This is a genomic window from Nocardia sp. CNS-044 (genome assembly GCF_059570515.1).
In genome coordinates, this window is record NZ_JCANSX010000011.1 from 158,635 (window position 1) to 184,843 (window position 26,209).

Sequence of the window (26,209 nt, forward strand, 5' to 3'; positions counted from 1 at the left end):
GCGGTGCGCGTACGCGACTCGAACACCGGCGCGCCCGATGCCGGTGAAATTGCGACGATGTATTTCGGCTGTCCCTTATCGGTGAGACGGTGGAGTGCGAATCACGCGTATGGGTTCCCTGCCGGTGGGCCGCGCCCTGAACCGCCCCGAAACCTCACTGTCCCACTACGGGCCGACCGGTGGACCCGGCCGCTACACCTGAACGCGCCTGGCGGAATCGGAGCAGGCCAGCGGCGGCCCTCCGATAACCCTGTTGCAGCGCAACAACTCACACCGGCACGCGTACGACGAGACGCGCCGAGCGCCGGGCTCCGAGCCACTGCCAGCGGCCTCGATTCTGCGGAGCGGAAGAACGCGCGTACCATCCTGCGTCTGGATGAGGGGTCCGGGACAGTGGCGGTTTCGCCCTGTCTGGTTTGCGTTGCTTTCCCGATTCGTCAGGGGACGGTCGGTCGGTTCAATGAGTTGGGAGTGGATGTTCGGTGGCACGCAAAGTGGTAGTCACGGTCGTCGATGATTACGACGGTCGCTCGCCGGCGGTGGAGACGGTGTCGTTCGGCATGGACGGTGTCGGCTACGAGATCGACCTGTCGGAGGAGAACGCGGCCCTCTTGCGGGAGGTGTTCGCGGAGTGGACGCCGTTCGGCAGGCAAGTCGGCCGGGTCGGGCGTCGCCGCAGCAAGCCCGTCGAGCCGAGCGGTGCGCGGAAGCCGGAGGCGGGCGTGGTCCGGAAGTGGGCTCGGGCGAACGGTTTCGAGGTGCCCAGCCGCGGACGTGTTCCGTCGGAGGTCGTCGCGGCGTACGAGAAGGCCGCTTCGTAGGGCGTCGGCGAGTCCGCCCTCCGCGGGTCGTCGCGGAGGGTCGGTCCCGTCACCGGCGGGTCGCCCCCGTTCAGGTGGTAGGTCCCCACTGCGCGGCTTCGACCAACTCGCGCCACCGCCGTAGCACCAGCTCCGTGTAGTGGTCCGCGGCAATGTCATAGGCGCCATAAAAGCTCTTTCGCCGCTCCGACGGCTTCACGAATACCGCTGGGGCGGACCCGTTCTCTACCGCGCGCTCGATCTCGCCCAGTGTCGACGTCCACACCCTGCGCCGGAGAAACTCCCGCAGGCTCTCCGGGTAGTCGTCGGGTCGCGGGACCGGGATGCGCAGCTGCCGCATGGCGCCGTGCATCGCGTCCATATCGCCCGCGATGAACGTCTCCGGTCCCAACGGCAACTGTCTGCGATGGATATGTTTGACGCTGTAGTACCGGACCGGGATCCCGCGCCGACCCAACCCTTCCGCGAGCAGCTTCTCCTCGTGCCGCATCGCACCGGATCCGGCGTACTGCAGGAACGCGACGCTGAACATCATCTTTCCGATCGACTGTCTCCCACGAAAAGTCAGGAGGGAAGTTACCGTCCGGCACCGACAAGCGCCGTCGATATTCGAGTACGGGAATCCGGGGTCGGGGGAGCGGTGATCCAGATCCGCGAGGGAAACGCGCTCACCAGCGCAGGACGGCCTCGGTTTCGTCGTCGACCAACTCACCGGTGGGTTCGAAGCCGAGCGCCCGGTAGAAGCCCTCCGGGCTGCCGGGGCCGAGGCCGTAGCTCGTGTAGAGCGTGTTGGTGCCACGCGCTTTCAGGTGCGCCACCAGGCTCTCGATCGCCCGGCGGCCGTATCCCTTGCCCTGGTGCGGGCCCGCGATCATGAAGCGCCACAGGGACACGCCGGGTTCGTCGAAGTCCATACCGAGGTCGAGCATGAGGAAGCCGACCGGCTCGTCGCCGGAGTAGATACCGCGAAACCAAGCGGCATCCGCGAAGTGCGCCTCGGCGATCGATATGCCGTTGTCGGCCACCATCTTCCGCTGCTCCGGCGACAGCGTCTCGCTGAGCTTACACACTTCGTACACGGTCTCCGCGGTGATCCTTCGCAGTTCCACGGTTCGCTCGGCGACGGCTGATGGGCTCACCCGCTCTTCGTACCCCACCACGCCCGCGGGTTCAACGGAATTTGCGAACCACCCGAGGCTGCCGGAACGGCTCCGTCTCTTCGGGAAGCCGGTGACGGCGGACGTCCTAGGGGTAGGGAGTGTCGCCCTTCGCACGTGTCGTCACGGCGCGCAGGACCGCGGGCGTGCAGCCGACGGCGATCGACACCACCAGCGTCAGAGCCGCCAGGACAGTTGGACGCCAGGGCCATACGGCGCCGTCGAGCTGTAGGTGAGCGTCCGGATACTCGGTGAACTTCGCGGCGACCCTGGCGGTGGCGCGATCGGTGTGCGCCGCGAGGTCCCGGAGCGCCGGGTCGAAGGCGAAGTCACCCGGACGGCGATCCGCTCCGGGGCGGATCTCCCGATCGACCTGCGCGGCCGTGTGCGCGAGAAGGGTGAGACCGTGGCGCGAGGTGACGTGCGGTGTATCGCCCACCGGGACGAGGTGCGCGGCGAAGGAGCTGCCCGCGTAGACCTCCAGCACCGCCGCCAAGTCCAGTTCGCCGACGCCGTCACCGAGTCGGACTCCGATCCGCGGTTGGAAGTACGGGAACGCCACACCGAGGACGTAGGGCAGATCGGACAGTCGCCTGCCGTGCGCCGGAATGTCGGTCGTCCCCTCCGGCGTCCAGCCGGGAAAGGCCACCTCCGCGCCGATCCGAGCGGCCTCCGGGCGGCCCGCGAGGCGTTCGACGACCTTCAGCGCGCCGACGACGCCGGAGGTGACACCCGCGGTGCTGATGACGTTCGCGTCCTCGACATAGCGTTTCCCCGCCACCCACCGGGTGTCGGGGTACGCGTCGGCGAGGCCGTCGATCGAATCCCAGAACGAGGTCGCGGTGCGATCGCGCAGCACCCCGCTCGCGGCGGCGAGCTTTGCGCCCGCGCAGACGCTCAACACCAGCGCGCCTTGACCGGACCGATTCGAAATGTATTGGCGCGCCGCGGATTCCTCGGGATCAGCGACGGCGGGCACGACGACGACATCGGCGGGCGGTGCGTCGTCGAACGTCCGGTCGGGGACGATCGTCAGCCCGCCGGACAGCGCGACCGGTGTGCGATGCGCCGCCACGGTGAACACGGTGAACCCCGCCGACCGCGCGAACACCTCGAACGGCGCCAGCGCGTCGGCCGCGACGGAACCGCGGTGCCCCAGTACGACCGCGACAGTGATGCGGCCCTCGGGGAGCGGACGCGGCGCCGGAACTTGCCCGGGAGCGATCGTGTAGTTGCGAGACATCGATACATGGACACCGATCGCGCATACGCCTGCGAAAGTCGCTGCGGCGAGGACGATTCCGAGCACTGCTGTCAGCCCCTTCCTCATCGCCGCGCCGCCGGAGTGGTACCGAATCGGGTCGCGTACAACCGGCGCAGGTGTCGCGCATCGCCGAACCCGCACCGCGCGGCGACGGCTTGCACCGTCAGATCCGTCTGTTCGAGCAGATTCGCGGCCAACTCCAGACGCAGCCGCTGGCGATATTCCAACGGCGTGATCCCGATCGTGGACTTGAACGCACGGCTGAGCCCGCGTGGCGAAAGATGGGCGATGGCAGCGAGTTCGGCGAGGGTGTGACTGGAGTCGAGGTTCTGGGCCAGATGGTCCTGTACCCGGTGCACCGCCTCGTTCAGGTGGGCCCGATCCCGCAGAAACGGACTGAGCTGGGCATGGCGACCGTCGCGCCGCAGATAGACCACCAGTTGGCGTGCCACGGCGGCGGCCAGCGCGGCGCCGTGATCACGTTCGACAAGGGACAGCGCCAGATCTATCCCGGAAGCGATTCCCGCGCTGGTGCTCACCGGCCCGTCGTGCACGTAGAGCACCGAATCCGCCACGCGCGCAGCGGGATAGCGCGCCCGCATCGCGTCGAGCAGCTCCCAGTGGGTGGTGCACCGCCGCCCGTTCAGCAGCCCGGCGTCGCCCAGCGCGGCCGCGCCGCTGCACACCGAGGCGAACCGCGCGCCGCGCTCGGCCTGTGCCCGCAACCAGTCGGTCACCTTGCGCGACACCGGCGGGCGGTCGCCTCGAAGGCGAGGCCCCGGAACGAGAACGAGATCGCCCGCCGAGGTCGTCGGTAGCGGCGCGAGGTCCGACAGGACCAATCCCTGGGCGGATCGCACGCTCGAGTCGGCGCCGACGTGCTCGATCCGGTAGGCGCCGCCCAGCACCGTCGCGGCGTCGAAGACCTGCACCGGACCGGCGAGATCGAGCAAATTCACCTGGGGGAGGACGAGGACGACCACTCTGCGCGCTGTACTCACCCGCCCAACGTAAGCAAGAAGACCTGCGCCGACGAGGGCTAACACGGCCGAACGGCGGACGGATCAGGCACTCCAGTGCGCTGGCCGCGCTCACGCGTGCGCGGCGATCCTCTTGTCGATCACGGAGAGCGCGAACTCGCTCCAGCGAATGTTCTCCTGTTCGAAGGAGATTCCGCGCAGCAGCGTGAGATAGGGGCCGACCCGCTCGGCCTCCTCGAGGTACGCCTGCTCGCTGCGGCCGGCCAGCAGGCGGGTGCGCAGCCGCTCGTAGCGGGCCAGCTTGGCTTTCGACCACTCCAGTTTGTCCAGGACCGCGGCGCGCACGGCAGGCGCGTCCTCGACGTCCATGCCCTGCACCTTCACCATCATCTCGTCGCGAATGGCGGTGGGTTTGGGGGGCGCTTCGATGAATTCGCGCAGGACCGCTCGTCCGGCGGGGGTGAGGGCGTGCAGGCGCTTGTTGGGACGGCGTTCCTGCTGCACCACCCGGGTCTCGATCAGGCCGTCGGCCGCCATGCGCTCGAGTTCCTTGTACAGCTGCTGCGGGGTCGCCATCCAGAAGTTGGCCACCGAGGCGTCGAAGCCCTTGGCCAGGTCGTAGCCGGAGGCCTCGCCTTCCAGCAGGGCCGCGAGTACCGCGTTACGTAGCGCCATCAGCCCAAGATACCAGCAGGAATGACTAGACAAATAATTTACTAATCATCTCTGGACAACTATCCGCAGGATCATTATCGTCCATGGACGTAGTACTCAACTAGTTGCATATGAAAGGTGGGGACATGCATCCCTTCCGGGCAGCCGTGGAGGCCCGCGACGAGGCCGCCATCGAGGCACTGCTGGCCGACGACGTCGTGTTCACCAGTCCGGTGGCGTTCAAGCCGTATCCGGGCAAGGCGATCACCGCGGCCATCCTGCGCGCGGTGATCCGAGTCTTCGAGGACTTCCGCTACGTCCGCGAGATCGCCGACGCCGACGGTCACGACCACGCCTTCGTGTTCGAGGCCACGGTCGACGGCAAGCAGCTGACCGGCTGCGACTTCCTGCACTTCGACGAGGACGGGAAGATCGACGACTTCATGGTCATGGTGCGCCCGCTCTCCGCCGCGCAGGCCTTGGCGGCGCGCATGGGGGAGCAGTTCGAACGCATCGAGGCCGAAGCCACCGCGCAACTCCAGCGAGAGGCGACCGGCGCATGACCGACTACGACGCCATCGTCGTCGGTGCGGGCAACGCCGGTCTGACCGCCGCGGCGACGCTGCAACGCGCGGGCGCGCGGACCCTGCTGGTGGAACGCCACAACATCCCCGGCGGATGTGGCACCTCGTTCCGCCGCGGCCGGTTCGAGTTCGAGGTGGCGCTGCACCAGCTGTCCGGTGTCGGCGTCGAGGGACAGCCGATCTCCTTGCGCGAGGGATTGTTCCAGCAGCTCGGCATCGCCGACAAGCTGGAGTTCGTCCAGGAGCACGACCTCTACCGAGCGGTGATTCCCGGGCAGCTGGATCTGACCCTGCCCGCCGACTGGGATGCCGCGATCGACGCCATCGAGGCGGAGTTCCCCGGCAACCGCGATCGGGCGGCGAAGTTCTTCGAACTGCTGAAGCAGGTGAGCTTCTGGCAGATAGCCGCCATGCGCGGCATGCCGGTCGAGCAGATCGATCCGGTGCTGTTCCGGTACGGGCTGCGTCCGCTGAAGGACGTGCTGGACGAATACTTCGACGACGACCGCATCAAGGTCGCGCTCGGAATGTATTGGACCTACCTCGGCCAGCCGCCGTCGAAACTGCGCTTCCAGGACCTGGCGTTGACGCTGTTCGCCTACTTCGAGTTCAAGCCGTGGCACGTGCGCGGCGGTTCGCAGGCCATGTCCACCGCCATCCTGGACGCCTTCCTCGCCGCGGGCGGTGAAGTGCGGTTCAACACCGGCGTGGCGGCCGTGCTCACCGCGGGCGGCCGGGTGCTCGGCGTGCGGCTCGACGACGGTACCGAAGTGACCGCGCCCGACGTGGTGTCGAATGCCTCGCTGCCCACCACGTACGGAATGCTCGAGGGCATCGATATGCCCGCGGCGGTCCGAGAAGACTTGGCGACCAGGCGAATCGGCGTCTCCGGGTTCGTGCTGCACATGGGCCTGGACGCCACTCCCGCGGAGCTGGGCTTCACCACGAGCACCACCTTCGTCAACATGGACGCCGACGACGATCGCACCTACGACGCCTGGCGCTCGTTCGAACCCGCGCGTGGAATCTGCGTCAGCTCTTACGATGTAGCACCGATCGGCTTCGCGCCGTCCGGCGCCACCCACGTCAGCTTGATGACGCTGCAATACGCGGACATCTGGAGGAACGTCGCCCCCTCGGAGTACGCGCGCACCAAGTTCGCCTACGCCGAGACTCTGCTCGACCTGTGCGAGACCATCACCCCCGGCATCCGCGACGCCATCGAGGAGGTCGACGTCGCGACGCCGTTGACGATGATGCGCTACCTCGGCCACCCGGGCGGCGCGATCTACGGCTACGACCAGGACGCCACCGAAGGCTGGCTTTTCCGCGACAGCGAACGCCGAACCCACGTTCCCGGACTGCATCTGGCCGGTTCCTGGGCCGGTATCGGCGGATTCCAACCCACACTCGAGGCGGGCGCCCGCGTCGCCCGCCGCCTGCTGCGCACCAAAGCCGCCTGAACGGAGCATTCTCGTGAAACACCCCTTGGCCGAACGATTCGACGGCGCGAGCGAGATCCTCGCCGAGATCGACTCCCGCATCTCCGACACCCGCGATCACCTCGCCGAAACCCGGGCCACCGTCGACGCCTATCACCCCAAGCGGCTGCGGCTGGCGGTCACCGCGATCATCGATGAAACCCCGACTACCAAGACTTTCCGGCTGACGAGTCTCGACCGAGTCCCGCTGCCGCCGTTCCTGGCCGGGCAGTACGTCAACGTCTTCTTCGACGGCACCAGCCGCCCGTACGCCATCTCCTCCAGCCCCACCCGGCTGGATCACTACGACCTCACGGTCCGCCGGGTGCCCGGCGGCCGCGTCAGCAACCTGCTCATCGACACCGTCGAAGTCGGTCGAGTCCTCACCACCACCGGGCCGATGGGCACTTTCCATCACAACCCGCTCTTCCACGGCGACGACGTCGTGTTTCTCGCGGGCGGTTCCGGTGTCGCGCCCGCCATGAGCATGATCCGCGAGATCGGCGAGCTCGGCCTCGACCGCACCTTCCACCTGATCTACGGCTCTCGCGATGCCGCCGACGTGATCTTCCGCGACGAACTGGACGCGCTTGCCGCCGGGCATCCCGGCATCGACGTCGACCACGTCATCGCCGAGCCCGACGCCGAATGGACCGGCGCCACCGGGTTTCTCACCGCCGACACCATCGGCTCCCTCGCGGGCACACTCGACAACCGGATGGTCTATGTCTGCGGCCCGCAAGCCCTCTACCCCTACGCCCTCACCCAGCTGACCGCGCTCGGCCAGCCGCGCAAGCGCATCCGCTTCGAGGCCAACGGTGCTCCGAACGATCCCACCGCGCAACCGCATTGGCCTGCGGAGGCCGATCCGGCAGGCGAGGTCACCGTCACCGTCGGGACTGTGTCCTTCCGTACTCCCCGCAATCGTCCGTTGCTGGACGCTCTGGAGGACAACGATCTTCGTCCGGAGGCGGCGTGCCGCTCGGGCGAATGCAGTTTGTGCCGAGTGCGCGTCGTGAAAGGTCGGGTACACACCGCGGAGGAGGCCAAGCTCCGCCTCTCCGACGCGCAGTTCGACTACACCCACTCCTGCGTCGCCTATCCGATCAGCGATGTGGAGCTCGACCTGTGAGCGCGAGCAAGATGGCCGAGCTGTCGCACCGGTGCGAGGACGAACAGCGGCGCGGGAAGCGTGCCGCATGACCGCCTATTCGCGCTATGTCGCGCTCGGCGACAGCCAGACCGAAGGCGTCGGCGACGGCGACGACCGGACCGGACTGCGCGGTCTGGCCGACCGTCTCGCCGACCGGCTCGCCGCGATCGAACCGGAACTGCGCTACGCCAACCTCGCCGTGCGCGGCAAACTGGCAGGCCAGGTGCGCGCCGAACAGCTCGACGCCGCACTGGCGCTGCGGCCCGACCTGGCCACCGTGGTCGCCGGGTTCAACGACCTGCTCCGCCCCGGATTCGACGCCGACGAGGTCGCCGGACACCTGGACGCGATGTTCGCGGCGCTGACCGGCAGTGGCGCGGTCGTCGCCACGCTGACCTTCCCCGACGTCGCCCGCATCACCCCGCTCGCGCGTCCGATCAGCGGGCGGGTCACCGCGCTCAATCAGCGCCTTCGTGCCGCCGCGGAACGGCACGGCGTCATCGTCGCCGACACGACCCCCTACGCCGTCGTCACCGATCCCCGCCTTTGGAGCCCGGATCGGCTGCACGCGGGCCCGATCGGGCATCAGCGCATCGCCGACGCACTGGCCTACGCTCTGCGCCTGCCCGGTGCCGACGACCGCTGGACCGAAGCCCTGCCGCCGCTGCCCGCCCGCGCCGCGCTGTCCACCGCCGCGAGCGAATTACGTTGGGCCGCGACCTTTCTCGGTCCCTGGCTCGGGCGACGGCTGACTGGACGTTCCTCCGGCGACGGCCGCACCGCCAAACGCCCCGACCTGCTGGCGGTTCGGCGCCGTATGGACGCCGCGACCACCGATCGACCGCGGGCGTGATCACGGCGACCGTCCATGCCGTGGGGCGGTTCCCCGAACACGAACTGATCGTCGGCTCGGGCGGCGATACCGGGTCGATCGGCGCTACTGGGCGAGGTTCGGGCGCCGCTTCGCGCGGTACGGCAGCGCGAACATGTACAGACCGGTGCCCATGAGCAGGAAGAGCGGGGGCAACGGCAGGTAGAACAGCCAGACCGCGGACTCGGTCAGCCCGAGTGCGGCGGCTATGAAACAGAGGACGACGGTCGTCGTGAAGACGATGGACGTCCAGCGGTGCAGCTGCCGGTAGCGCTTGTTGTTCATCGGTATCTCCCTTTCCGCGCACGATCGAATCGGTGACGACTGCCCTGGCGGACGTCACCGTACTCGTGCGTTGGTCGATTCGCGGCGATAAGGTCGAGGCGGCGAGACCGGTGCTTTCGCCAGGGGGTGGAATGCGATCGATGAGGGTGCCCGCGGATGACGGGTCCTTGCTGCATGTCGGTGTCACCGGACGTGGGCCGGATGTCGTGGTGCTGTCCGGTGGGCCGGGGTGCGTTCATTACCTGGAGGACGACGCGCTGGCGCCGCGTGGGATGCGGGCGTGGTATCCGGAACCGAGGGGTGTCGGGCGGTCCGAGGGCGGACCACACGATCTCGCTCGGGCGGTCGCCGATCTCGAAGCGGTGCGGCGGGATGCGGGTGTCGACAGGTGGGTGGTGCTTGGCCATTCCTGGGGCTCGGATCTGGCGGTGCGTTACGCGCTGGATCATCCCGACCGAGTCCGTGCCGTGGTCGGCGTCGCGGGGCGCGGCTTGCAGAAGGACCGCACCTGGTCCCAGGTGTACGAGTCCTTGCGACATGTGGAAGACGACATCGAAATCGACTGGGAACCAGGCGTTCACGCCGCACTGAGTGCGTCGTTCGTGGAGTGGATCCACGAACCCGATCTGCTGCGCAGACTGGCCGACTCCGACGTCGCCATGACGTTCCTCGCCGCGCAGCACGACATCCGGCCGTCGTGGCCGCTGCGGCAGCTCGCCGCCTTGGTCCCGCGCGGCAGGTTCGAGGAACTGCCCGGTGTCGCGCACAACCTGTGGTCGACCGATCCGCACGTGTGGGTCGACGTCGTCACGAGAGTCTGCCGCGCGCAGGTTCAGGGGTTCGCGGTGTGATCGGCGTCCATGAGGCGGGCCGCGCGCAGGGCGATGTACAGCTCGGCGGCCGCCTTGGGGTCGGCGCACCGGCGGTGCACACGGTCGGCGAGGTAGTGCTCGTAGGAGTCGGCGGCCGCGCTGGAGTAGTCGTCGACGAGCCGCCAGATCTCCGAACCCAGCGCGGGCAGACAGTCCTGGGTGCTCGGCGCGGCGCCGCGCAACGATCGCTCCCAGATCAGCCGACCGGCGAGCCGGTACGCGTGCAGCAGCGCCGCGAGCGGTATCCCGAGCTCGGCTTTCAACCGGCCCGCGACTATCGCCGGATGCAGGCGCCGCGCCGCGGTGCCCGACAGCTGACCGAGGAGCGCGGCGAGATTGTCGTGGACCGTGCTGTGCAGCTGCTGATCGGTCAGCGATGTCGATTCCGCATAGATCTCGTCGCCGACGCGGATTCGGTCGACCAGGTCGTCGGTGAGCTGGTCGAGCTGGTCGAGCAGATCGCGGGCGAGTAGCTCGGCCCCCTCGGGCACCGATCCGATCACCGTCGTCATGCACCGATGATACGTACCGCCGTGAGCGCCGTGGATGTGCTGCAGCACATCGCGGGGCGCGGAATCGTTGGCTGCGGCCCATGGCGCGCCACCTCGGACTGATTGCAGGATCGACCTCGAAAGTGACCTGGGCCATACGTGGGCCGGGTCGATGGTGAATCGAGAGAGGTGCCGATCGTGTACGACTACGTCGTCGTAGGCGCGGGGTCCGCCGGATCCGTGCTGGCAGCGAGGCTGTCCGAGGACCCGGCCGTCCAGGTCGCGTTGATCGAGGCGGGCCGCACCGCACAGACGCTCTACCACCCCACCTCGACCTGCGCGATCGGCGCGGTGGTCGATCCCCGGCTGCGCGTGTTCGGCCTGCGCGGCCTGCGGGTCGCCGATGCCTCGGTGATGCCGAGCGTCGTGCGGGGCAACACCAACGCTCCGACGATCATGATCGGCGAGAAGGCCGCCGCGATGATCGCCGAGGAGCTCGAATCGGAAGGATCCGCACGATGACGATGACGACGGCACAGGAGATCGACTCGGCGATCGCGGCCCTGCGACTCGGCGAGATCGAATGGAGCAGGACACCCTTGCGCGGCCGACGGCAGCTGCTGGAGGAGATCCACGCCGCCACAGCGGAATTCGCGCGGGAATGGGTGGAGACCGCCGCCGGGATCAAGGGTCTGGCCGCGGACTCCCCGCTGCTCGGCGAGGAATGGGTCAGCGGCCCGTACTCGCTGCTGACCGGCGCGGCCGCTCTCGCGGAATCGCTGGCCGCTCTCGAAGACGGCGCGAGTCCGGTCGACGGATATCGGATCCACGAGGCGCCCGGCAACCGCACCGCGGTCGACGTCTTCCCGGCGAGCGGCTTCGACCGGTTGCTGCTCAACGGTTTCAGCGCTCAAGTGTGGTCGAAGCCCGGCGTGGACGCCGCCACGGTGCGGGCGCGCGCCGGACTGGGGCAGCGCACACCCGAACGGACCGGCGGCATCGCGGTGGTCCTCGGCGCGGGCAACATCTTCTCCATCGCGCCGCTGGACGTGCTGTACCAGCTCTACGCGGACAACAGGGTCGTGGTGCTCAAGCTGAACCCGATCACCGACCCCTTGCTTCCGGTCTTCGAGAAGATCTTCGCTCCGGCCATCGCCCGCGGTTTCGTGCGGATCGTCACCGGCGGCGCCGACATCGGCACCGCACTGGTGCACCACCCCGACGTCGAGTCGGTGCACATGACCGGCAGCGCGCTGACCCACGACGCGATCGTCTTCGGCGCCGGAGAAGACGGCGCCCGGCGCAAGGCCGCGCGAAAGCCGTTGCTGAACAAGCCCATCACCAGCGAGCTCGGCGGCGTCTCGCCGACCATCGTGGTGCCGGGCCGATGGTCGCGCGCCGATCTGCGGTTCCAGGCCGAGCACCTGGCGACCCAGCGACTGCACAACAACGGCTACAACTGCGTCGCCGCCCAGGTGGCGGTCGTCAGCGCGGACTGGCCGCAGAAGCAACAGTTCCTGGACGAGCTGCGAGCCGCCATGAACCGCGCGCCCGCGCGCAAGGCCTACTATCCCGGATCGGCGCAGCGGGTGGCCGCGGCACGAGCCGAATACCCCGAAGCGCAAAAGCTCGGCGCGCACGGTGAACGCACGCTCATCACGGGTCTCGCGCCGACCAAATCGGAACCCGCGCTGCATACCGAGTACTTCGCACCGGTTCTCGGGGTCATCGAGATCCCAGGAACCGCGGCGGAATTCCTCGCCGAGGCGGTGCGAGTGTGCAACGACGAGTTCGAGGGGACGCTCGGGGCCAACATCATCGCCCATCCTCGGACGATGAAGTCCTTGGGCGCCGATTTCGACACCGCCGTCGCGACACTGCGCTACGGCACCGTGGCGATCAACGCTTGGACCGGCCTCGGCTATCTCACGGCCCGGGCGAGCTGGGGCGCCTTCCCCGGGCACAGCGTCCACGACGTGCAGAGCGGAATCGGCGTGGTGCACAACGCGTTGCTGATCGCCGACCCCGAACGCACCGTGGTCCGCGGACCGTTCCGGCCGTCGCCGCGCTCGGTGCTGCACGGTGAGTTCACGCTGTCGCCGAAGCCCCCGTGGTTCGTGACGAACCGCACCGGCGCCACCACGCTGCGCCGGTTGACCGATTTCGCGAAGAAGCCCAGCGTGGCCGCCCTGCCCGGCATCTTCGCTTCCGCGCTCCGCGGTTAGGCGTACCTCCGCCTTCGCTCGGCGATGCGTAGGCGGAGCACGGACTTCGTCCGACAGCGCCCGTCAGGCGACGCGACACCCACGCTCGGCCGACACGGTGAGACACCGTGTCGGCCGAGTCGTGACCGATCTATTCCGGTCATGGGCGGCGGGTCAGAGTTGTTCTCCGAAAGCCGCGAGGGCTGGGAGGGGGGCGCCAGCGGGGGTCGAAGAGGGCGTGGGCGCGGAAGTAGTCGACGGAGGGTTCGACGCTGTCGTCGAGGAACCACGCTCCCCACCAGAACAATCCGCATCCGGTCGACAATTCCCGCACGGTGGACAGGGCGGAACGAAGGTATTCGTGTTGGCCGCGGGTGTCGAACGGGAACTCCCGCTCGGTGTCGGTGTAGACGCGGTCGTGGCCGACGATGGGACGGAAGGGGTATGCGGTCTCGCCTATCAAGAGTCGTTTGTCCGGTCGCGATGAGCAGAGCGCTTCGAGTTTGCTCAGACGCGCGATCGTGGCGTCGTCGTGGGCCAGCGGGTAGAACGACAGCGAGGCGGCGTCGTAGTCGAGGTCGAAATGGTCGGCATACCGCAACCACCACTCCGCGCCTTCGGCATCGGCGCCCCGGTCGAGATGAACGGAGACGAGTGCGGAGTCGGTGGCTTCCCGCGCACCGGCTGTCGCCGCGCGCAGGATTTCGGACAGGATCACCCACTGATCGGCCGAATTCCACTCGCGCCCGTCGTCGGCTGCGGGATGTAGCCGCGCGCCGCCGCGTGGGTCCTGCCCCGGTTCGGCCCAGAGCATCCCATTGGTGATCTCGTTGCCGATCTGGACCATCGCCGGCCGAATTCCGTGCCGCAGGAATTCGATGAGGACATCCCGGGTGTAACGCCGGACTTCCTCGATCAGCGAGCGAATCGGCAGCGCGGCCCACGATCTGGGCTTGACCTGTGTGCCAGGGTCGGCCCAGGTGTCGGAGTAGTGCAGCGTGAGACACACCGCGAGCCCGGCGGATCGGGCCGCCCGCGCCAGATGGATCGCACGTGCCAGGTTCATCGGCGACCTGTCGTCCACCCAGATGCTCAATCGCACGCTGTTCACACCGTGCTCGGCGAGCGTCGTCGTCACCGCGGACGCTCGCCGATCCGGACAGTGCGACACATCGACTCCGTGGAAAACATCGGACACGCACCGGGATTGGTGTCGTGCCGCGGAATCTCGGAGCGGCTCGGTCGCGGCGGGTTCCACGTTCGGATAGCCGCCCGATCCATATGTCCCGTCGTCGAAATCCAGACCGAGAAGGAGTCGGCAGCTGAACCTGGCACGCGGATGACGACTGTTCCCGATACTCGATTCCGCCCCGGCATGGCGCACGACAGCGGGAACGAGACGGTACGCGTCGAGCCGCACATGTGACGCGCCTCCAACGCCGCCCAAGGACCGAAGTCCCGGACGGCTTCGCCGTATTCGGGATCATCGAGATTCAGGGTGCGTCCGTCGGTGGCCGGCCACCGCTTGCTGCGGCACTACGCGCGGACCCGGGACCGGACGCCGCTGACGATGGACGAGGTCGCCGACGACCGCTGGTGGAAGGGCGAGGCCTACCGGGCGGGCAAGGACGCCATCGGCATCGACCGCCAGCTCGCGCTGCCGCTCGGCTCCGCACCCGGACGGATCCGCGGGGTCATCATGAGCCGCAGCGGACGCGGTTTCAGCGAGCGCGACCTCGAATACGCCGCGCTCGCCCGTTCGCTGCTCGACACCGTCGAAGCGCACGAGGCCGCGGCTTTCGCCCGCCCCGCCCTCGCCGATCCGGCCGACTACAAGATCACGCCGAGGGAGCGGGCGGTGCTGACGCTGCTGTGCGAAGGTCTGACCGCGCACGCGATCGGCACCAGGCTGGGCATCAAGCCGGCGACGGCGACGAAACACACCGAGAACCTCTACCGCAAGCTCGGCGTGCACGATCGTGTCGCGGCCCTGCGCAAGGCCCACTACCTCGGACTCGTCCCGCCGCCCTCGTAACATGGCGGCATGCGCGCTGTCGATCCGGTTCCCCACGCCGCGGAGTTGTGGGACATCACGGTCCCGGCACGGCCGGGCCGGATCGCCGGGGTGAGTATGGCCGGATTCCGCGGCCGGACGAAGAGCCCCGTAGACATGCAGGTGGTCCCTTACCCGTCGCTCACCGTGGCCATCGACTTCGGCGACGGCCTGCTCGTAGACGAGTCCAGTGGCCGGCGGTTTCGCGGCGGTATCGTCACCGGCCTCGCGCCCGACAGCGTTCGAGTGGGCGGGCGCGATATCGACTGCCTGCAGATTCGGCTGTCTCCCTCGGTCGCGCACGCGGTGCTCGGCGCGGCTTCGGAGCTGAGCGGGACGGTGGTCGGCCTCGACGAGCTCTGGGGCCCCGACGCAGGACGAATCCTGGAGCAACTGCACGCCGCCGAGTCGTGGGACGAGCGGTTCGCGATCGCGGAGGCCGCGCTCCGACGGCGGCACGGGCTGGGCCGGGTGGTCGACCCGCAGATCGAATTCGCCTGGCGGCAAATGGTATCGAGTCGAGGCTCGGTTCGGGTCGAGCGGCTGGCGGACGAGATCGGGTGGAGCCGTAAGCGGTTGTGGTCGCGGTTCCGCGCCCAGGTCGGTCTCACGCCCAAGCGCGCCGCTCAGCTGGTTCGTTTCGATCACGCGGCGCACCGCCTCGCCGCGGGGCACAGCGCCGCGCTGGTGGCGGCGGACAGCGGCTATGTCGACCAGTCCCACCTCCATCGGGACGTCATGGCCTTCGCCGGTGTGACGCCCACGGCCATCGCGGCCGCGCCGTGGTTGGCGGTCGACGACGTCGCGTGGGCCGACCCCGATCGGATCGGGACTCGCGGCGCGGCTCTTCGGCGCTGACCACCAGAGCGGAACATTTCTCCAATACACGCGGCGGCGCGCCCGGCGATGCTGGCAGTCGTACCCGGCGCGGGGTGCTGTCGAGCCGCGCGCCGGGACGGCAGGCGAGAAGCCCATGGGAGGAAACATGAACGACGTCACCGGCACCGAACGGCTGCCACTGGGTATCCGGCTGCTGCACGCCCTGGCGAAGGCGCCCGACCTGGCGACGATGACCGACGAGGAACTGGCCGCTTTCCGCGAGGCGGAGAACCGCAAGCGGGCCTCCCGCGCCGCGCGGGTGATCACCGGATTTCCGGATCGCGGCGTCACCATCGGCTGGCGCGACGTGAAGTTGCCCGATCGGACGATCCAGGTCCGGGAATATCGGCCGTCGCGCGGAGGTGCGAACCTGCCGCTGGTGCTGCACGTGCACGGCGGCGGATACGTCGGCACCGCGGCGCAATGCGATTGGGCGAACAGCCATTTCGCCGCACGCCTGCCCGCGGTCGTCGTCTCGGTCGAACACCGTCTGCTCGCTACCGGGACGCCGCTGGCAGCCGCCGTCGACGACGGTTGGGAGGTGCTGCTGCACGTGGTGCGGCACGCCGCGGAATGGGGAATCGACCGGGACCGCGTCGCGATCGCCGGTGACAGCACCGGTGGTCTGATCACCGCCGTCGCGGCGATCCGCGCCAAGGAGTCCGACCTGCACCTCCGGGCGCAGGTATTGGTCAATCCGGCCACCGATCTGACCGAGACGATGTTCGACTACGACTCGATGACCAGGTACGCGGACAGCCCGACCCTGAACACGGCGCGCCTGACGTTGTTTCAGCGGTTGTCCGTGCCACCGGGAACGAATGCCCGTGCCGTGTCGCCGCTGCGCGCCGACGACCTGAGCGGGTTGGCCCCGGCGCTCGTGGTGGTGCCCACCGTCGACCCGCTGGCCGATCAGGGCCGCCGGTACGCCGAACGGCTGCTCGAGTCCGGTACGCCCGCGCGGCTCACCGAACATCGCGGCGCGCCGCACGGGTTCCTGGCCATGCCCGGCGTGGTGCCGCAGGCGAAGGCGGCGCGTGCGGAGATCACCGAGTTCCTCCTGGATCACCTCGTCGAGTCACAGACCGTCGCGTCGAGGAAGACCGTCGGGCGATGACCGCGACCGAACCAGTCGAGGCGAGTGAACGTTCCGCACCGCCACCGAAGGTTGCTTCCGCGCCGGCGCAGAGCATCGTGCGGTTGCTGCGCCCGTACCTGGGCGGTTTCGCCGCCGTCGTGGCTCTTCAGGTTCTCGGCGCCGTCGCCGGTTTGGCTCCGCTGCTGGCGGTCGCGGAATTGGGCCGAGTCCTGTTGTCGCCCGGCCCGATCGATCACGACCATGTCTGGTTCGTGGTGGTCGCGGGCGCGGCCGGTTTACTGGTCCGGCTGCTGTGCACGGCCGCGTCGGCGGGGATCGGACATTTGCTCGACGACCGGGTGCAACTGTCGTTTCGCAGGCAGTTGGCCGAACGGCTCGGCCGGGTTCCGCTCGGCTGGTTCGCCCGGCGCCGGACCGGTGAACTGGCGAAGGTGGTGGGGGAGGACGTCAGCGCCGTGCACCCGTTCATCGCCCACACCCCAGGCGAACTCGTCTCGGCCTTCGTGGTGCCGCTGGTGTCGCTGATCTACCTGTTCACCGTCGACTGGCGGCTCACGCTGATCACGCTCGTCCCGGTGCTGCTCGCGGTCGCGCTCGTCCCGCTGATGATGACCCCGACCCGGCTGCGTGAGCAGGCGGATTTCGACGCGGCGATGGGACGGATCGCGAGTTCGGTCGTCGAGTTCGTGCAGGGGATCGCGGTGGTCAAGGCGTTCGGCGGATCCGGGCGCGCGCACCGCAAATTCGTCACGGCAGCCGACGATTTCGCCGACATCTTCCTGCGGATGGTGCGCGGTCTCGCCGGAGTCGCCGCCGGAATGCAGGTGGCGCTGTCGCCGCCGTTCGTACTGCTCGCCGTGCTGATCGGCGGTACGGCGCTGATCACCTCCAGTGGTATGGCCCCGGCCGATCTGCTGCCGTTCCTGCTCCTGGGACTGGGACTGACCGCACCGGTGGCGGCCCTCGGTCACGGTTTCGACGACATGCAGGCAGCCCGGCGCGCGGTCGACCGGATCCGGGACGTGCTCGCGGTGCCGTCGCTACCAGAGCCCGCGCATCCCGTCGCGCCGCAGGGGCACCGGGTGGAACTGCGCGACGTTCGATTCGGCTACGAAGACGGTCACGAGGTGCTGCGCGGCATCGACCTGGTGCTCGAGCCGGGGACGGTCACCGCGCTCGTCGGGCCGTCGGGCAGCGGGAAATCCACGCTGGTTCAGCTGTTGCCGCGGTTCTTCGACCCGACCCACGGTTCGGTCGTTCTCGGCGGCGTCGATCTCCGCGACCTCGGCAGCCGGGAGCTCTACCGGACGGTCTCCTTCGTCTTCCAGGACGTCCGGCTGCTGCGCGCGTCGGTCGCGGACAACATCGCGCTGGCCGTGCCGCACGCCGACCTCGACGATGTGGTGCGCGCGGCTCGGCTGGCGAACATCCACCAACGGATTCTCGAACTGCCGCGCGGCTACGACACCGTGCTCGGTGAAGACGCCGGACTGTCCGGCGGTGAGGCCCAACGCCTCTCGATCGCCAGGGCGCTGCTCGCCGACGCGCCCGTCCTGGTGCTCGACGAGGCGACCGCGTTCGCCGACCCGCAGACCGAACAAGCCGTGCGCCAGACCCTTTCGACGTGGGGTGGCGATCGGACGATCCTGGTGATCGCCCATCGACTGGAAACGGTCGCCGACGCCGACACCGTCGTGGTGCTGGAGAACGGATCGATCGTCGAGCGCGGCGAACCGGCCGAGCTGCTGGCGCGGAACGGAAAGTTCGCCGCGCTCTGGCAATCCCAGCGGAGCGCCGCGCACGCGAACTCCGCCGATGACACACCGCTAGGAGAGTGGCCCCGATGATTCGAATGCTGTTGCGGGTGCTCGGACCCGAGTACGCCCGGCCGGTGCGGCGCACCGTGGCCCTGATGACGACGACCGCGATCCTCGAGGGTCTGTCCTACGCGCTGCTGGTTCCGGTGCTGCGAGCCCTGTTCGGCGACACCCCGGCGGACGCGTGGCCCTGGCTGATCGCGTTCGGAAGCGTGGTCGCGGTCTACGCGGTGCTGCGCTATGTCAGCGATCTGTCCGGTTTCCGCGGCGGGACAACGCTGTTGCGTGGCGTCTACCACCGGCTCGGCGATCACCTGGCCCGGCTGCCCATCGGCTGGTACACGGCGGGCCGCGTCGGGGAAGTATCCGTGCTGGCCAGTCGCGGTGTGCTGCAGGCGATGAGTGTCATCGCGCATCTGCTGGCGCCGCTCGTCTCCGCCGCGGTGACGCCGCTGACGATCGTCGTCGTGATGCTCGCCTTCGATTGGCGCCTGGGGTTGGCCGCGTTGGCGGCAGTGCCGATCGTCGCGGCGACGCAGATTTGGACCGGACGCTCGACGGCCGCGGCCGATGCCGATCGTCACGAACGCGACAAGGAGGCGGCCGGCCGAGTCATCGAATACTTGCAGGCCCAGCCGGTTCTGCGCGCGGGCGGCCGGACCGTCGAACGCTTCCAGCTGCTGGACGACTCGTTGCGTGAAGTCGGGCGCGCGTCGCGCAGGCAGACGTTGTCGACGCTGCCCGGTGTCGTGGGCATGGCGCTCGTGGTGCAGGCGATGTTCAGCGCGCTGCTGGTTCTCGGCGCCTACCTCACGCTCGGCGGAAACATCGGCGCCGCAGAGGTTTTGACGATCCTGGTGCTCGCCGCCCGCTGCGCCGACCCGCTGCTGTCGCTGGCCGACATGGGTGGCCGGCTCCGTAGCGCGCGCTCCGAGCTGACAAGGCTCGAGGCGGTCTTGCGCACCGAGCCGCTGCCGGAACCCAGTGAACCCGTGCGGCCGCGCCGCCACGACCTCGAGTTCGATTCCGTCGTCTTCCGGCACGGCGACCGCACCGTACTCGACGACGTGTCGTTGACCCTGCCCGAGGGACAACGACTTGCCGTCGTCGGCCCGTCGGGCGCGGGCAAGAGCACGCTGCTGCAATTGCTCGCGCGGTTCTACGACGCGGACGCCGGTGCGGTGCGCGTGGGCGGGGTGGACGTGCGCGCGATCGACACCGAGGACTTGATGGCGCGGATCGCCATCGTCTTCCAGGACGTCTATCTCTTCGACGGCACGATCGAGGAGAACGTGCGCTTCGCGCGTCCCGACGCCGACGACGCCGAGGTGCGCGCGGCCGCGTCCGCGGCGCGACTCGACGACGTCATCGAGCGCCTGCCCGACGGCTGGGCCACCAACGTCGGCGAAGGCGGCGCGCTGCTGTCCGGCGGTGAGCGCCAACGTGTCTCGATCGCCCGAGCCCTGCTGAAGAACGCGCCCATCGTCCTGCTGGACGAGGTCACCTCCGCGCTGGACCCGGTGAACGAGGCGGCCGTCCACGCGGGGATCGAACGGCTGATGGCGGGACGGACGGTGGTGATGGTGGCCCACCGCCTGCGGACCGTCCAGCGCGCGGACCGCATCGTCTTCTTGGACGGCGGCCGGATCGTGGAGGACGGAAACCACGAGGAACTGCTGCGGCTGGGCGGGCGCTACGCGGATTTCTGGGGAGTGTCGATGGCGCCGGTCGTGAGTGGATGAGTCCCGAGGTCATCCGAGAGGTGGCCGCGGGCGCGCAGGCGGCCGGAACCGGCGCCGCGCGAAAGTAGTCGTCTCCCAACGCAGGACGACCAGCGACATCGTCGACAGGACAACGGTCGCGACTCCGAGTACGAACCAGAACCGCACCCAGGTGGGCGGAATCGGCAGCAGTACCACGGTCACACCCCCGGCCACGAAAGCGCCGAGACGTACTCGGCGTTCGTCTCGCCGCTGCTCGCGCAGCCGGGTCGAAACCGGTGTGGCCGAGCGCCGCAGCCCGTGCGTGATCAGCGCACGCCAGCATCGCAGCCGCAGCGCCAGCGCGCCGAGCAGCGTGGCCAGCCCGAGCAGCTGGGCCCATTCGGGTACCGCGCCCGCGGTCGCGGGCGTGAAGGGCAACGTCACCGAGCCGACGATGATGCCGCCCCACGCCTCCGCTGCGACAAGCTTGCGGGTCGGACGCGGTGGGTGGGGGCCGTTCGCGCCGCGGTGCGGTGCGCGTCGACCGGCCGCGAGGCGGGCGTTCATCTGTTCCTCCTAGGAAATAGTGATCATGCTACATTCGATCGTATAAGAAACGAACGATTACAGTTTGATCGTAGGAGGCTTGATGCGTGTTCTCGCACTGGGCGGGTCGGGGGCAATGGGAGCGGCGGCCGTCCGAGCGGCCGTCACGCTGCCCGGCGTGGCCGAAATCGTTGTGGCCGACCGGGATCTCGGCGCGGCTCAGCGGCTGGCCGCCGAGTTGAACGGGCGCGGCGCTGTCGTTCGCGCGCGCCGGGTGGACGTGACCGAGGCCGATGATCTGCACGACGCGCTGCGCAGCGCCGACGTGGTGCTCAATACGGTCGGGCCCTACTACCGTTTCGGCTTGTCGGTGCTGCGGGCCGCGATCCGTGCCCGGACGCACTATCTCGACATCTGTGACGATTGGGAGCCGACGTTGCGGATGCTCGAACTCGACGCCGCGGCCCGCGACGCCGGGGTGTGCGCGATCATCGGCGTGGGAGCCAGCCCCGGGGTGAGCAACCTGCTGGCGGCCCGCGCGGCCAGGGGGCTCGATGCCGTCGAAAACGTCTACACCGCATGGCCTGTCGACGTCCCCGAGGCCCTCGACACCGCCGAAGTGCTTGGCGCGGGAGGCGAACCGCCCGCTGCCGCGGTGCACTGGATGCAGCAGATCAGCGGCGCCATCACGGTCGTCCGCGACGGTCGACTGGCCGAGGAGGCGCCATTGCGCGCGGTCACCTTGGCGCTGCCCGGTCGGCGCCGCGGCACCGCCTACACCGTGGGACACCCCGAACCGGTCACCCTGCACCGCTCTCTCGCGCCCTCCGGGGATGCCGCGAACCTCATGGTCGTCACACCGGGCACCGCGGCCTACCTGGATGTGCTGCGCACCGATATCGACAAGGGCAGGCTGACCAACGAGTCCGCGGCGCGGGAATTGGCCGCACCCAGCTCGCGCCGGACGCTTCGCTCCATCCTGCGCGCCGCCCGTTTCGCCTCCCACGGCACCCTGCCGCCGTTCTTCGCCGCCGTCACCGGCCGCGCGGGAGACGAACACCGCACCGTCCTCGCACATCTGGCCGACAGTGCCGAAGTCGACCGGTTCACCGCCGACATGGCCCGGTTCACCGGCATCCCCTTGGCGCTGGGCCTCGCCCAACTCCTCGACGGCACGTCACGCGCAGCGGGGGTTCACCCACCGGAAACGATCATCGATCCCGAACGCTTCTTCACCGATCTCGGCATCCACATCGGTTCGAGCTCGACCGAGCGAGTGGTCAGCGTCGAACAGTCGTCCAGCGCTACCCTCGCCGACGACGGTAGCGCGCGGTCGGCTCCGCAACCCGGTTCAGGAGTTCCCCATGGAACGTGACCACGGTTCACCTCGAGTTCGGGAGACGACATGACCACCAAATCCGCGCTCGTCACCGGAGCCTCCTCCGGCATCGGCGAGGCCACCGCCCGCATCGGCGCCCGGCCACTGATCTTCCTGAAGTGGCTGCTGCCCGACCGCGCCTTCGACGCGATCATGACGCGCGCCGCGGGCGTTCGAGAGCACAAGCCGCGATAGTCGCCGTGGTCAGTCCGCGTGGGCGACCAGCACCGGGCAATGGGCGTGCTGGACGAGGTGATTGCTGGTCGAGCCGAGCAGCAAGCCACGGAATCCGCCGCGTCCGCGGCTGCCGACGACGACCAGTTGCGCGCTCTTGGACCATTCGATCAGCTGTTTGCGGGCACCGGACAGATAGACCCGGCGGGTGACCGCGACGGAGGGATATTTCTCCTGCCAGCCCGCCAATCGTTCCGAAAGCAGCGCGTGTTCGGCGGTTTCCAGCTCGGCGATCGGGATCTGGAGATAGCTGGTTCCGGCGAACTGTCCCTCCGACAAGTCGCTCCAGGCGTGCACGACCACCAGTTCTGCGTCGCGCGCACACGCTTCGTCGAACGCGGCCTCGATCGCGGGTTCACCGATCGGGCTGCCGTCCACACCGACCACCACCGGGCCGCTGCGCCGGACCTGCTGCTTGACGCCGTTGTGGCGCGCGACCACGATGCGTCCCTTGCCCTGGCTGGCCACCGCAAGCAGGGTCGAGCCCAGGTGCGCGAAGGATCCGACCCCGGGAGTCGCGCCGAGCACGACCAGATGCGCTGTCGTCGACAATTCGATGAGCAATGCGGCGGGATTGCGGTCGGACAATTCCGTGGCGACCTCGAGATCCGGGTGCGCCTCGCGGGCGATCCGCTCCGCGCTCGTCAAAGCCTGTCGCCCGTGGTCGCGCAGGTGCTCGACGACCGAGGGCACCAGCACCTCGTAGGACCCCAACACCGCGCGGGTGGCGGCGAGATCGTAGCCGTGCACGACGATCAGACGACGTCCTCGATCGGCCGCGGTCTGGGCGGCCCACGCCACGGCGTGCGCGCAGGCGGGCGAGCCGTCTGTTCCGACCACCACTGCCGCCGAGGCCATTTCGTGTACGTCGTGTCGGTGTTGGCCGGTCATGGCTGCTGCCTTTCAGTCGAATCTGGAAGCCCCGCGCACCGGCGGGGCTGCTGGCCGCCGCGGAAGCGCCGCCCACGATCGTCAGTATCGATCGGCTCGATCCACCGAACCCAGGGCCAATGGGCCTCGGCCGAAAGGCTGAATGGCACACGCGGTGGACCGATGAATTCGCGCGAGCGGAATCGTCTGAATCCGAGAACGACCCGGGCGGACCGGGACGTGGATCGACCACACCGCCGGCTCTGCCGGCCACGAGCGAAGGGAAGCCCGTGTCGAATGTCGTGTCCAGCGAGGACCTGTTGGCAATGGCGCACGCCGAACGCGCCGCGTTGGCCGAGGATCTCGCCGCACTGGACGACCAACAGTGGGCCATGCCCTCGCTGTGCGGAGATTGGGTGGTCGAGGAGGTCGTCGCGCACCTCACGGCGGCGGCGAGCATCGGCCGGGCGCGCTGGCTGATCAGCGTCGTCGGCGCCCGCTTCGACTTCGATCGGCACAACGACCGGCGACTGGCCGAGCACCGCGGCGCCGACCCGGCCGAAACCCTCGAACGGTTCCGTTCGATCGTCACGAGCACCACGGCCGCGTCGGGACATACCGCGGCATGGCTCGGCGAGGTGATCGTCCACGCCCAGGACATCCGGCGTCCACTCGGACTGCCCCGCACGCCCTCGGTCGCGGCGTGCCTGGAAGTGGCCCGTTTCTTCGCCGCCCGCGATTTCACCGTGCCCAGCCGCAGCCTCATCGAGGGCCTGCGCCTCGAAGCGACCGACAGCGCCTTCGCCACGGGCACCGGCCCGCTGGTCCACGGAACGACCCTCGCGCTGACCATGGCCATGGCGGGAAGGCACACGTACTGCGACGACCTCGCCGGTTCCGGCCTGCCCACGCTGCTTTCCCGCTGTTCACCGCGTAAGTCAGCGCCTCGCGGCGAAGACTAGGCGACTACCCGTTGTGGGCGGGCGCGCCGCCGACGAGTCTGATGCCGGAGACGAGTGTCGGTTCGATCTCGATCACTCCGTCCATGGGGGAACCGATCCAGGGGTGGAGGGTTCGTTGGTAGTGGGCGGTGCGGGCGGGGTCGGTGATCGGGCGGGCGATTCCGGTCACGACCACCGACCAGCCGGTGTGGTGGTCGATGTCGATGTCGTCGGCTTGGTAGGCCACGACGATTCCGGAGCGGCTGCGCACGGTGGTGGAGAATTGTGCGGCGAGTCGGGTGCGCACGATGAGCAGGTTGTTGTCGAGTAGGTGGTTGACGGGGCGGATGGCGGGCAGTGCGTCGCGGGTGTAGACGACGCGCCCGAATGGCGCCTGCGCGAGCAGAATCAACGCTTCCTCGCGCGTCAATTCGCTGACGTTGCGGTCGGTTCGGTCGACGGTGGGGGAGCCGCTCACCGTCGCGTGCCTTGTCCGATGGCGCGGTGCCGAGTCGGGCGTGAACGCCGTGCGGCTGATCTCACCGTGGCGGTCGGTTCGCAAGGTCCCACGTGCTGCCCTATCCGTGCGCGAGTGTGTTCGATGTTCCATGTCATCAGCTCGGCCGCGCATTTCGTCAGGGCCGAAGGTCGCAGGCCTGGAGGACCAAGGGTTTCGGAGCCCGCGCCGGACAACCCGCGTTCGGTCGTCCAGGTGAGGCCGACGCACGACCGGGCATACCCGGCACATGCGGGACTCTCTCGATGTCCGGACAGCGCGCACGATGGAGAGCACAACCGAGAGGAGCCTGTCGTGGGAGCACGGCATTCGATGCGGGCGTGGCGGGTGAGCACGCCGGGTTCACTGGACAGCCATCCCCTGGGAATGGCACACGAGCCCATCCCCGAACCTGGGCCGGACGAGCTGCTGGTACGGGTCCTGGCGTGCGGGGTGTGCCGTACCGATCTGCACGTCGTTGAAGGTGACTTGGCCGTCCATCGCCCCGGCGTGGTCCCCGGGCACGAAATCGTCGCCGAAGTACTCGCCGTCGCGGCGGGCCGCGACGATCTCGCGATCGGTGACCGAGTCGGCATCCCCTGGCTGCGCCACACGTGCGGGGTGTGCCGGTACTGTCACCGCGGCGCGGAGAACCTCTGCCCGCACTCGCGCTACACCGGATGGGACGCCGATGGCGGATACGCCGAATACGCCACGGTACCAGCGGATTTCGCGCTGCGTCTACCGGCGGGCTATACCGACGAGCAGGTCGCGCCGCTGCTGTGCGCGGGCATCATCGGATACCACGCGCTGCTGCGTGCGACACTGCCCGCGGGCGGTGTGCTCGGCATCTACGGGTTCGGTGGAAGCGCGCATCTCACCGCGCAGGTCGCGATCGCCCAAGGCGCGCGGGTACACGTGATGACCCGTGGCGCGGCGGCGCGGGACCTCGCCCACACTCTCGGCGCGAGTTCGGTGCAGGGCGCGACCGACGTCCCGCCCGAACCCCTGGACTCGGCCATCCTGTTCGCTCCCGCCGGAGAACTGGTCCCTGTCGCGCTGGAAGCCCTCGACGCCGGTGGCACTCTCGCGCTGGCCGGAATCCACCTCAGCGACATACCGCCGCTGAACTACCAGCGCCACCTGTTCCGGGAACGCCAGCTACGCAGCGTCACCTCCAACACTCGGGCCCACGCCCGCGAATTCCTCACCTTCGCCGAACGACACCACCTGCACGTCTCCACCCACCGCTACGCCCTCGATCGCGCCGACCAGGCGTTGAACGATCTGTCCCACGGCCGCTTCGACGGAGCCGCGGTTCTGATTCCGTAAGCGCGGAATTGGGGAGTTGCCGGTCATCCCCGCGTTCGCGGCGA

The 26,209-nt window shown here is 68.9% G+C and carries 27 protein-coding genes and 1 pseudogene; 17 read left to right on the forward strand and 11 right to left on the reverse strand.

Translation table 11 applies throughout. From position 1 onward, the window contains the following. The first annotated feature begins 482 nt into the window (after positions 1-482). Complete coding sequence (locus tag T333_RS28940) at positions 483-821, forward strand: histone-like nucleoid-structuring protein Lsr2 (protein ID WP_355002629.1); 339 nt, start codon at positions 483-485, stop codon at positions 819-821. 70 nt (positions 822-891) lie between these two features. On the opposite strand, the gene T333_RS28945 is transcribed toward T333_RS28940, so the two are convergent. From T333_RS28945 to T333_RS28965, 5 genes are all read right to left on the reverse strand, one after another. Beyond that, on the reverse strand, positions 892-1,356 hold the full coding sequence (locus T333_RS28945) for an ATP-grasp domain-containing protein (RefSeq protein ID WP_357254996.1): 465 nt from the start codon (positions 1,354-1,356) through the stop codon (positions 892-894). A 133-nt stretch (positions 1,357-1,489) separates the two neighbouring features. Further along, a complete protein-coding gene (locus T333_RS28950) occupies positions 1,490-1,960 on the reverse strand; it encodes a GNAT family N-acetyltransferase (RefSeq protein WP_357254998.1) in 471 nt (156 codons plus the stop codon). A gap of 106 nt (positions 1,961-2,066) precedes the next feature. Beyond that, positions 2,067-3,221, reverse strand: coding sequence for a DJ-1/PfpI family protein (locus tag T333_RS28955; protein ID WP_357255002.1), 1,155 nt, complete (start codon positions 3,219-3,221; stop codon positions 2,067-2,069). 83 nt (positions 3,222-3,304) lie between these two features. Beyond that, positions 3,305-4,243, reverse strand: a complete 939-nt coding sequence (locus tag T333_RS28960) for a GlxA family transcriptional regulator (RefSeq protein WP_357255004.1) — start codon at positions 4,241-4,243, stop codon at positions 3,305-3,307. A gap of 90 nt (positions 4,244-4,333) precedes the next feature. Further along, positions 4,334-4,897, reverse strand: a complete 564-nt coding sequence (locus tag T333_RS28965) for a PadR family transcriptional regulator (RefSeq protein ID WP_357255006.1) — start codon at positions 4,895-4,897, stop codon at positions 4,334-4,336. A gap of 125 nt (positions 4,898-5,022) precedes the next feature. On the opposite strand from T333_RS28965, the gene T333_RS28970 reads away from it, so the two are divergent. From T333_RS28970 to T333_RS28985, 4 genes are all read left to right on the forward strand, one after another. After that, positions 5,023-5,439 (forward strand): nuclear transport factor 2 family protein, encoded by a 417-nt coding sequence (locus T333_RS28970; protein WP_357255008.1) that lies wholly within the window; start codon positions 5,023-5,025, stop codon positions 5,437-5,439. Beyond that, complete coding sequence (locus tag T333_RS28975) at positions 5,436-6,923, forward strand: phytoene desaturase family protein (RefSeq protein WP_355002636.1); 1,488 nt, start codon at positions 5,436-5,438, stop codon at positions 6,921-6,923. Before T333_RS28970 ends, T333_RS28975 begins: the two co-directional genes overlap by 4 nt. Positions 6,924-6,936: 13 nt before the next feature. Then, positions 6,937-8,073, forward strand: coding sequence for a 2Fe-2S iron-sulfur cluster-binding protein (locus T333_RS28980; RefSeq protein WP_357255011.1), 1,137 nt, complete (start codon positions 6,937-6,939; stop codon positions 8,071-8,073). A 67-nt stretch (positions 8,074-8,140) separates the two neighbouring features. After that, on the forward strand, positions 8,141-8,947 hold the full coding sequence (locus T333_RS28985; protein WP_496426472.1) for an SGNH/GDSL hydrolase family protein: 807 nt from the start codon (positions 8,141-8,143) through the stop codon (positions 8,945-8,947). Positions 8,948-9,031: 84 nt separating this feature from the next. Here the strand turns inward: T333_RS28985 and T333_RS28990 are convergent, their stop codons facing one another. After that, entirely contained in the window at positions 9,032-9,250 is a 219-nt protein-coding gene (locus T333_RS28990) for a hypothetical protein (RefSeq protein ID WP_355002639.1), read from the reverse strand. A gap of 140 nt (positions 9,251-9,390) precedes the next feature. On the opposite strand from T333_RS28990, the gene T333_RS28995 reads away from it, so the two are divergent. Continuing rightward, positions 9,391-10,101: an alpha/beta fold hydrolase gene (locus T333_RS28995; protein WP_496426473.1), complete on the forward strand. Its 711-nt coding sequence runs from the start codon at positions 9,391-9,393 to the stop codon at positions 10,099-10,101. On the opposite strand, the gene T333_RS29000 is transcribed toward T333_RS28995, so the two are convergent. Continuing rightward, positions 10,083-10,634, reverse strand: coding sequence for an RsbRD N-terminal domain-containing protein (locus tag T333_RS29000; protein ID WP_496426474.1), 552 nt, complete (start codon positions 10,632-10,634; stop codon positions 10,083-10,085). The two genes, T333_RS28995 and T333_RS29000, sit on opposite strands and share 19 nt — an antisense overlap. Positions 10,635-10,919: 285 nt before the next feature. Here T333_RS29000 and T333_RS29005 point away from each other — a divergent pair. Both T333_RS29005 and T333_RS29010 read left to right on the forward strand, forming a co-directional pair. After that, positions 10,920-11,135: pseudogene (locus T333_RS29005) on the forward strand (GMC oxidoreductase); the annotation flags it as partial. Further along, complete coding sequence (locus T333_RS29010; RefSeq protein WP_496426475.1) at positions 11,132-12,838, forward strand: aldehyde dehydrogenase family protein; 1,707 nt, start codon at positions 11,132-11,134, stop codon at positions 12,836-12,838. The pseudogene T333_RS29005 and the gene T333_RS29010, both read left to right, overlap by 4 nt. Before the next feature lie 139 nt (positions 12,839-12,977). Here the strand turns inward: T333_RS29010 and T333_RS29015 are convergent, their stop codons facing one another. Continuing rightward, a complete protein-coding gene (locus T333_RS29015) occupies positions 12,978-13,955 on the reverse strand; it encodes a glycosyl hydrolase 53 family protein (RefSeq protein WP_496426476.1) in 978 nt (325 codons plus the stop codon). A 372-nt stretch (positions 13,956-14,327) separates the two neighbouring features. Here T333_RS29015 and T333_RS29020 point away from each other — a divergent pair, with 372 nt between their 5' ends. From T333_RS29020 to T333_RS29040, 5 genes are all read left to right on the forward strand, one after another. Further along, on the forward strand, positions 14,328-14,852 hold the full coding sequence (locus T333_RS29020; RefSeq protein WP_496426477.1) for a helix-turn-helix transcriptional regulator: 525 nt from the start codon (positions 14,328-14,330) through the stop codon (positions 14,850-14,852). Between the two features lie 9 nt (positions 14,853-14,861). Continuing rightward, on the forward strand, positions 14,862-15,728 hold the full coding sequence (locus T333_RS29025; RefSeq protein WP_496426478.1) for a helix-turn-helix domain-containing protein: 867 nt from the start codon (positions 14,862-14,864) through the stop codon (positions 15,726-15,728). Positions 15,729-15,855: 127 nt separating this feature from the next. Next, positions 15,856-16,866, forward strand: a complete 1,011-nt coding sequence (locus T333_RS29030; RefSeq protein ID WP_496426479.1) for an alpha/beta hydrolase — start codon at positions 15,856-15,858, stop codon at positions 16,864-16,866. Then, positions 16,863-18,695 (forward strand): ABC transporter ATP-binding protein, encoded by a 1,833-nt coding sequence (locus tag T333_RS29035; RefSeq protein ID WP_496426480.1) that lies wholly within the window; start codon positions 16,863-16,865, stop codon positions 18,693-18,695. The genes T333_RS29030 and T333_RS29035 overlap by 4 nt, the downstream gene beginning before the upstream one ends. Then, positions 18,692-20,407 (forward strand): ABC transporter ATP-binding protein, encoded by a 1,716-nt coding sequence (locus T333_RS29040; RefSeq protein WP_496426481.1) that lies wholly within the window; start codon positions 18,692-18,694, stop codon positions 20,405-20,407. Before T333_RS29035 ends, T333_RS29040 begins: the two co-directional genes overlap by 4 nt. A gap of 9 nt (positions 20,408-20,416) precedes the next feature. Here the strand turns inward: T333_RS29040 and T333_RS29045 are convergent, their stop codons facing one another. Then, positions 20,417-20,935, reverse strand: a complete 519-nt coding sequence (locus T333_RS29045) for a hypothetical protein (protein WP_357255033.1) — start codon at positions 20,933-20,935, stop codon at positions 20,417-20,419. 82 nt (positions 20,936-21,017) lie between these two features. Between T333_RS29045 and T333_RS29050 the strand changes: the two genes are divergently transcribed. Both T333_RS29050 and T333_RS29055 read left to right on the forward strand, forming a co-directional pair. Next, a complete protein-coding gene (locus T333_RS29050; protein WP_496426482.1) occupies positions 21,018-22,289 on the forward strand; it encodes a saccharopine dehydrogenase family protein in 1,272 nt (423 codons plus the stop codon). 30 nt (positions 22,290-22,319) lie between these two features. Continuing rightward, complete coding sequence (locus tag T333_RS29055) at positions 22,320-22,487, forward strand: hypothetical protein (RefSeq protein WP_496426483.1); 168 nt, start codon at positions 22,320-22,322, stop codon at positions 22,485-22,487. Between the two features lie 9 nt (positions 22,488-22,496). Here T333_RS29055 and T333_RS29060 read toward each other — a convergent pair whose 3' ends face one another. Further along, positions 22,497-23,417, reverse strand: a complete 921-nt coding sequence (locus T333_RS29060) for a universal stress protein (RefSeq protein WP_496426484.1) — start codon at positions 23,415-23,417, stop codon at positions 22,497-22,499. Between the two features lie 269 nt (positions 23,418-23,686). On the opposite strand from T333_RS29060, the gene T333_RS29065 reads away from it, so the two are divergent. Then, positions 23,687-24,358 carry a maleylpyruvate isomerase family mycothiol-dependent enzyme gene (locus T333_RS29065; RefSeq protein ID WP_496426485.1) on the forward strand — a complete coding sequence of 224 codons (672 nt, stop codon included), beginning with the start codon at positions 23,687-23,689 and terminating at the stop codon, positions 24,356-24,358. 4 nt (positions 24,359-24,362) lie between these two features. Here T333_RS29065 and T333_RS29070 read toward each other — a convergent pair whose 3' ends face one another. Next, complete coding sequence (locus T333_RS29070) at positions 24,363-24,815, reverse strand: pyridoxamine 5'-phosphate oxidase family protein (RefSeq protein ID WP_496426486.1); 453 nt, start codon at positions 24,813-24,815, stop codon at positions 24,363-24,365. 351 nt (positions 24,816-25,166) lie between these two features. On the opposite strand from T333_RS29070, the gene T333_RS29075 reads away from it, so the two are divergent. Beyond that, a complete protein-coding gene (locus tag T333_RS29075; protein ID WP_496426634.1) occupies positions 25,167-26,165 on the forward strand; it encodes a zinc-binding alcohol dehydrogenase family protein in 999 nt (332 codons plus the stop codon). Positions 26,166-26,209: the final 44 nt, after the last annotated feature.

Excerpts from the sequence above, each read along its gene's own strand:
- T333_RS29010 (WP_496426475.1), top strand. The coding sequence starts at position 11,132 with ATGACGATGACGACGGCACAGGAGATCGACTCGGCGATCGCGGCCCTG.
- T333_RS29000 (WP_496426474.1), bottom strand. The coding sequence starts at position 10,634 with ATGACGACGGTGATCGGATCGGTGCCCGAGGGGGCCGAGCTACTCGCC.
- T333_RS29045 (WP_357255033.1), bottom strand. The coding sequence starts at position 20,935 with ATGAACGCCCGCCTCGCGGCCGGTCGACGCGCACCGCACCGCGGCGCG.
- T333_RS29030 (WP_496426479.1), top strand. The coding sequence starts at position 15,856 with ATGAACGACGTCACCGGCACCGAACGGCTGCCACTGGGTATCCGGCTG.
- T333_RS28975 (WP_355002636.1), top strand. The coding sequence starts at position 5,436 with ATGACCGACTACGACGCCATCGTCGTCGGTGCGGGCAACGCCGGTCTG.
- T333_RS28970 (WP_357255008.1), top strand. The coding sequence starts at position 5,023 with ATGCATCCCTTCCGGGCAGCCGTGGAGGCCCGCGACGAGGCCGCCATC.
- T333_RS29050 (WP_496426482.1), top strand. The coding sequence starts at position 21,018 with ATGCGTGTTCTCGCACTGGGCGGGTCGGGGGCAATGGGAGCGGCGGCC.
- T333_RS29060 (WP_496426484.1), bottom strand. The coding sequence starts at position 23,417 with ATGACCGGCCAACACCGACACGACGTACACGAAATGGCCTCGGCGGCA.
- T333_RS28985 (WP_496426472.1), top strand. The coding sequence starts at position 8,141 with ATGACCGCCTATTCGCGCTATGTCGCGCTCGGCGACAGCCAGACCGAA.
- T333_RS29040 (WP_496426481.1), top strand. The coding sequence starts at position 18,692 with ATGATTCGAATGCTGTTGCGGGTGCTCGGACCCGAGTACGCCCGGCCG.
- T333_RS29035 (WP_496426480.1), top strand. The coding sequence starts at position 16,863 with ATGACCGCGACCGAACCAGTCGAGGCGAGTGAACGTTCCGCACCGCCA.
- T333_RS29025 (WP_496426478.1), top strand. The coding sequence starts at position 14,862 with ATGCGCGCTGTCGATCCGGTTCCCCACGCCGCGGAGTTGTGGGACATC.
- T333_RS28955 (WP_357255002.1), bottom strand. The coding sequence starts at position 3,221 with ATGTCTCGCAACTACACGATCGCTCCCGGGCAAGTTCCGGCGCCGCGT.
- T333_RS29055 (WP_496426483.1), top strand. The coding sequence starts at position 22,320 with ATGACCACCAAATCCGCGCTCGTCACCGGAGCCTCCTCCGGCATCGGC.
- T333_RS28990 (WP_355002639.1), bottom strand. The coding sequence starts at position 9,250 with ATGAACAACAAGCGCTACCGGCAGCTGCACCGCTGGACGTCCATCGTC.
- T333_RS28965 (WP_357255006.1), bottom strand. The coding sequence starts at position 4,897 with ATGGCGCTACGTAACGCGGTACTCGCGGCCCTGCTGGAAGGCGAGGCC.
- T333_RS28945 (WP_357254996.1), bottom strand. The coding sequence starts at position 1,356 with ATGATGTTCAGCGTCGCGTTCCTGCAGTACGCCGGATCCGGTGCGATG.
- T333_RS29075 (WP_496426634.1), top strand. The coding sequence starts at position 25,167 with ATGCGGGCGTGGCGGGTGAGCACGCCGGGTTCACTGGACAGCCATCCC.
- T333_RS28995 (WP_496426473.1), top strand. The coding sequence starts at position 9,391 with ATGAGGGTGCCCGCGGATGACGGGTCCTTGCTGCATGTCGGTGTCACC.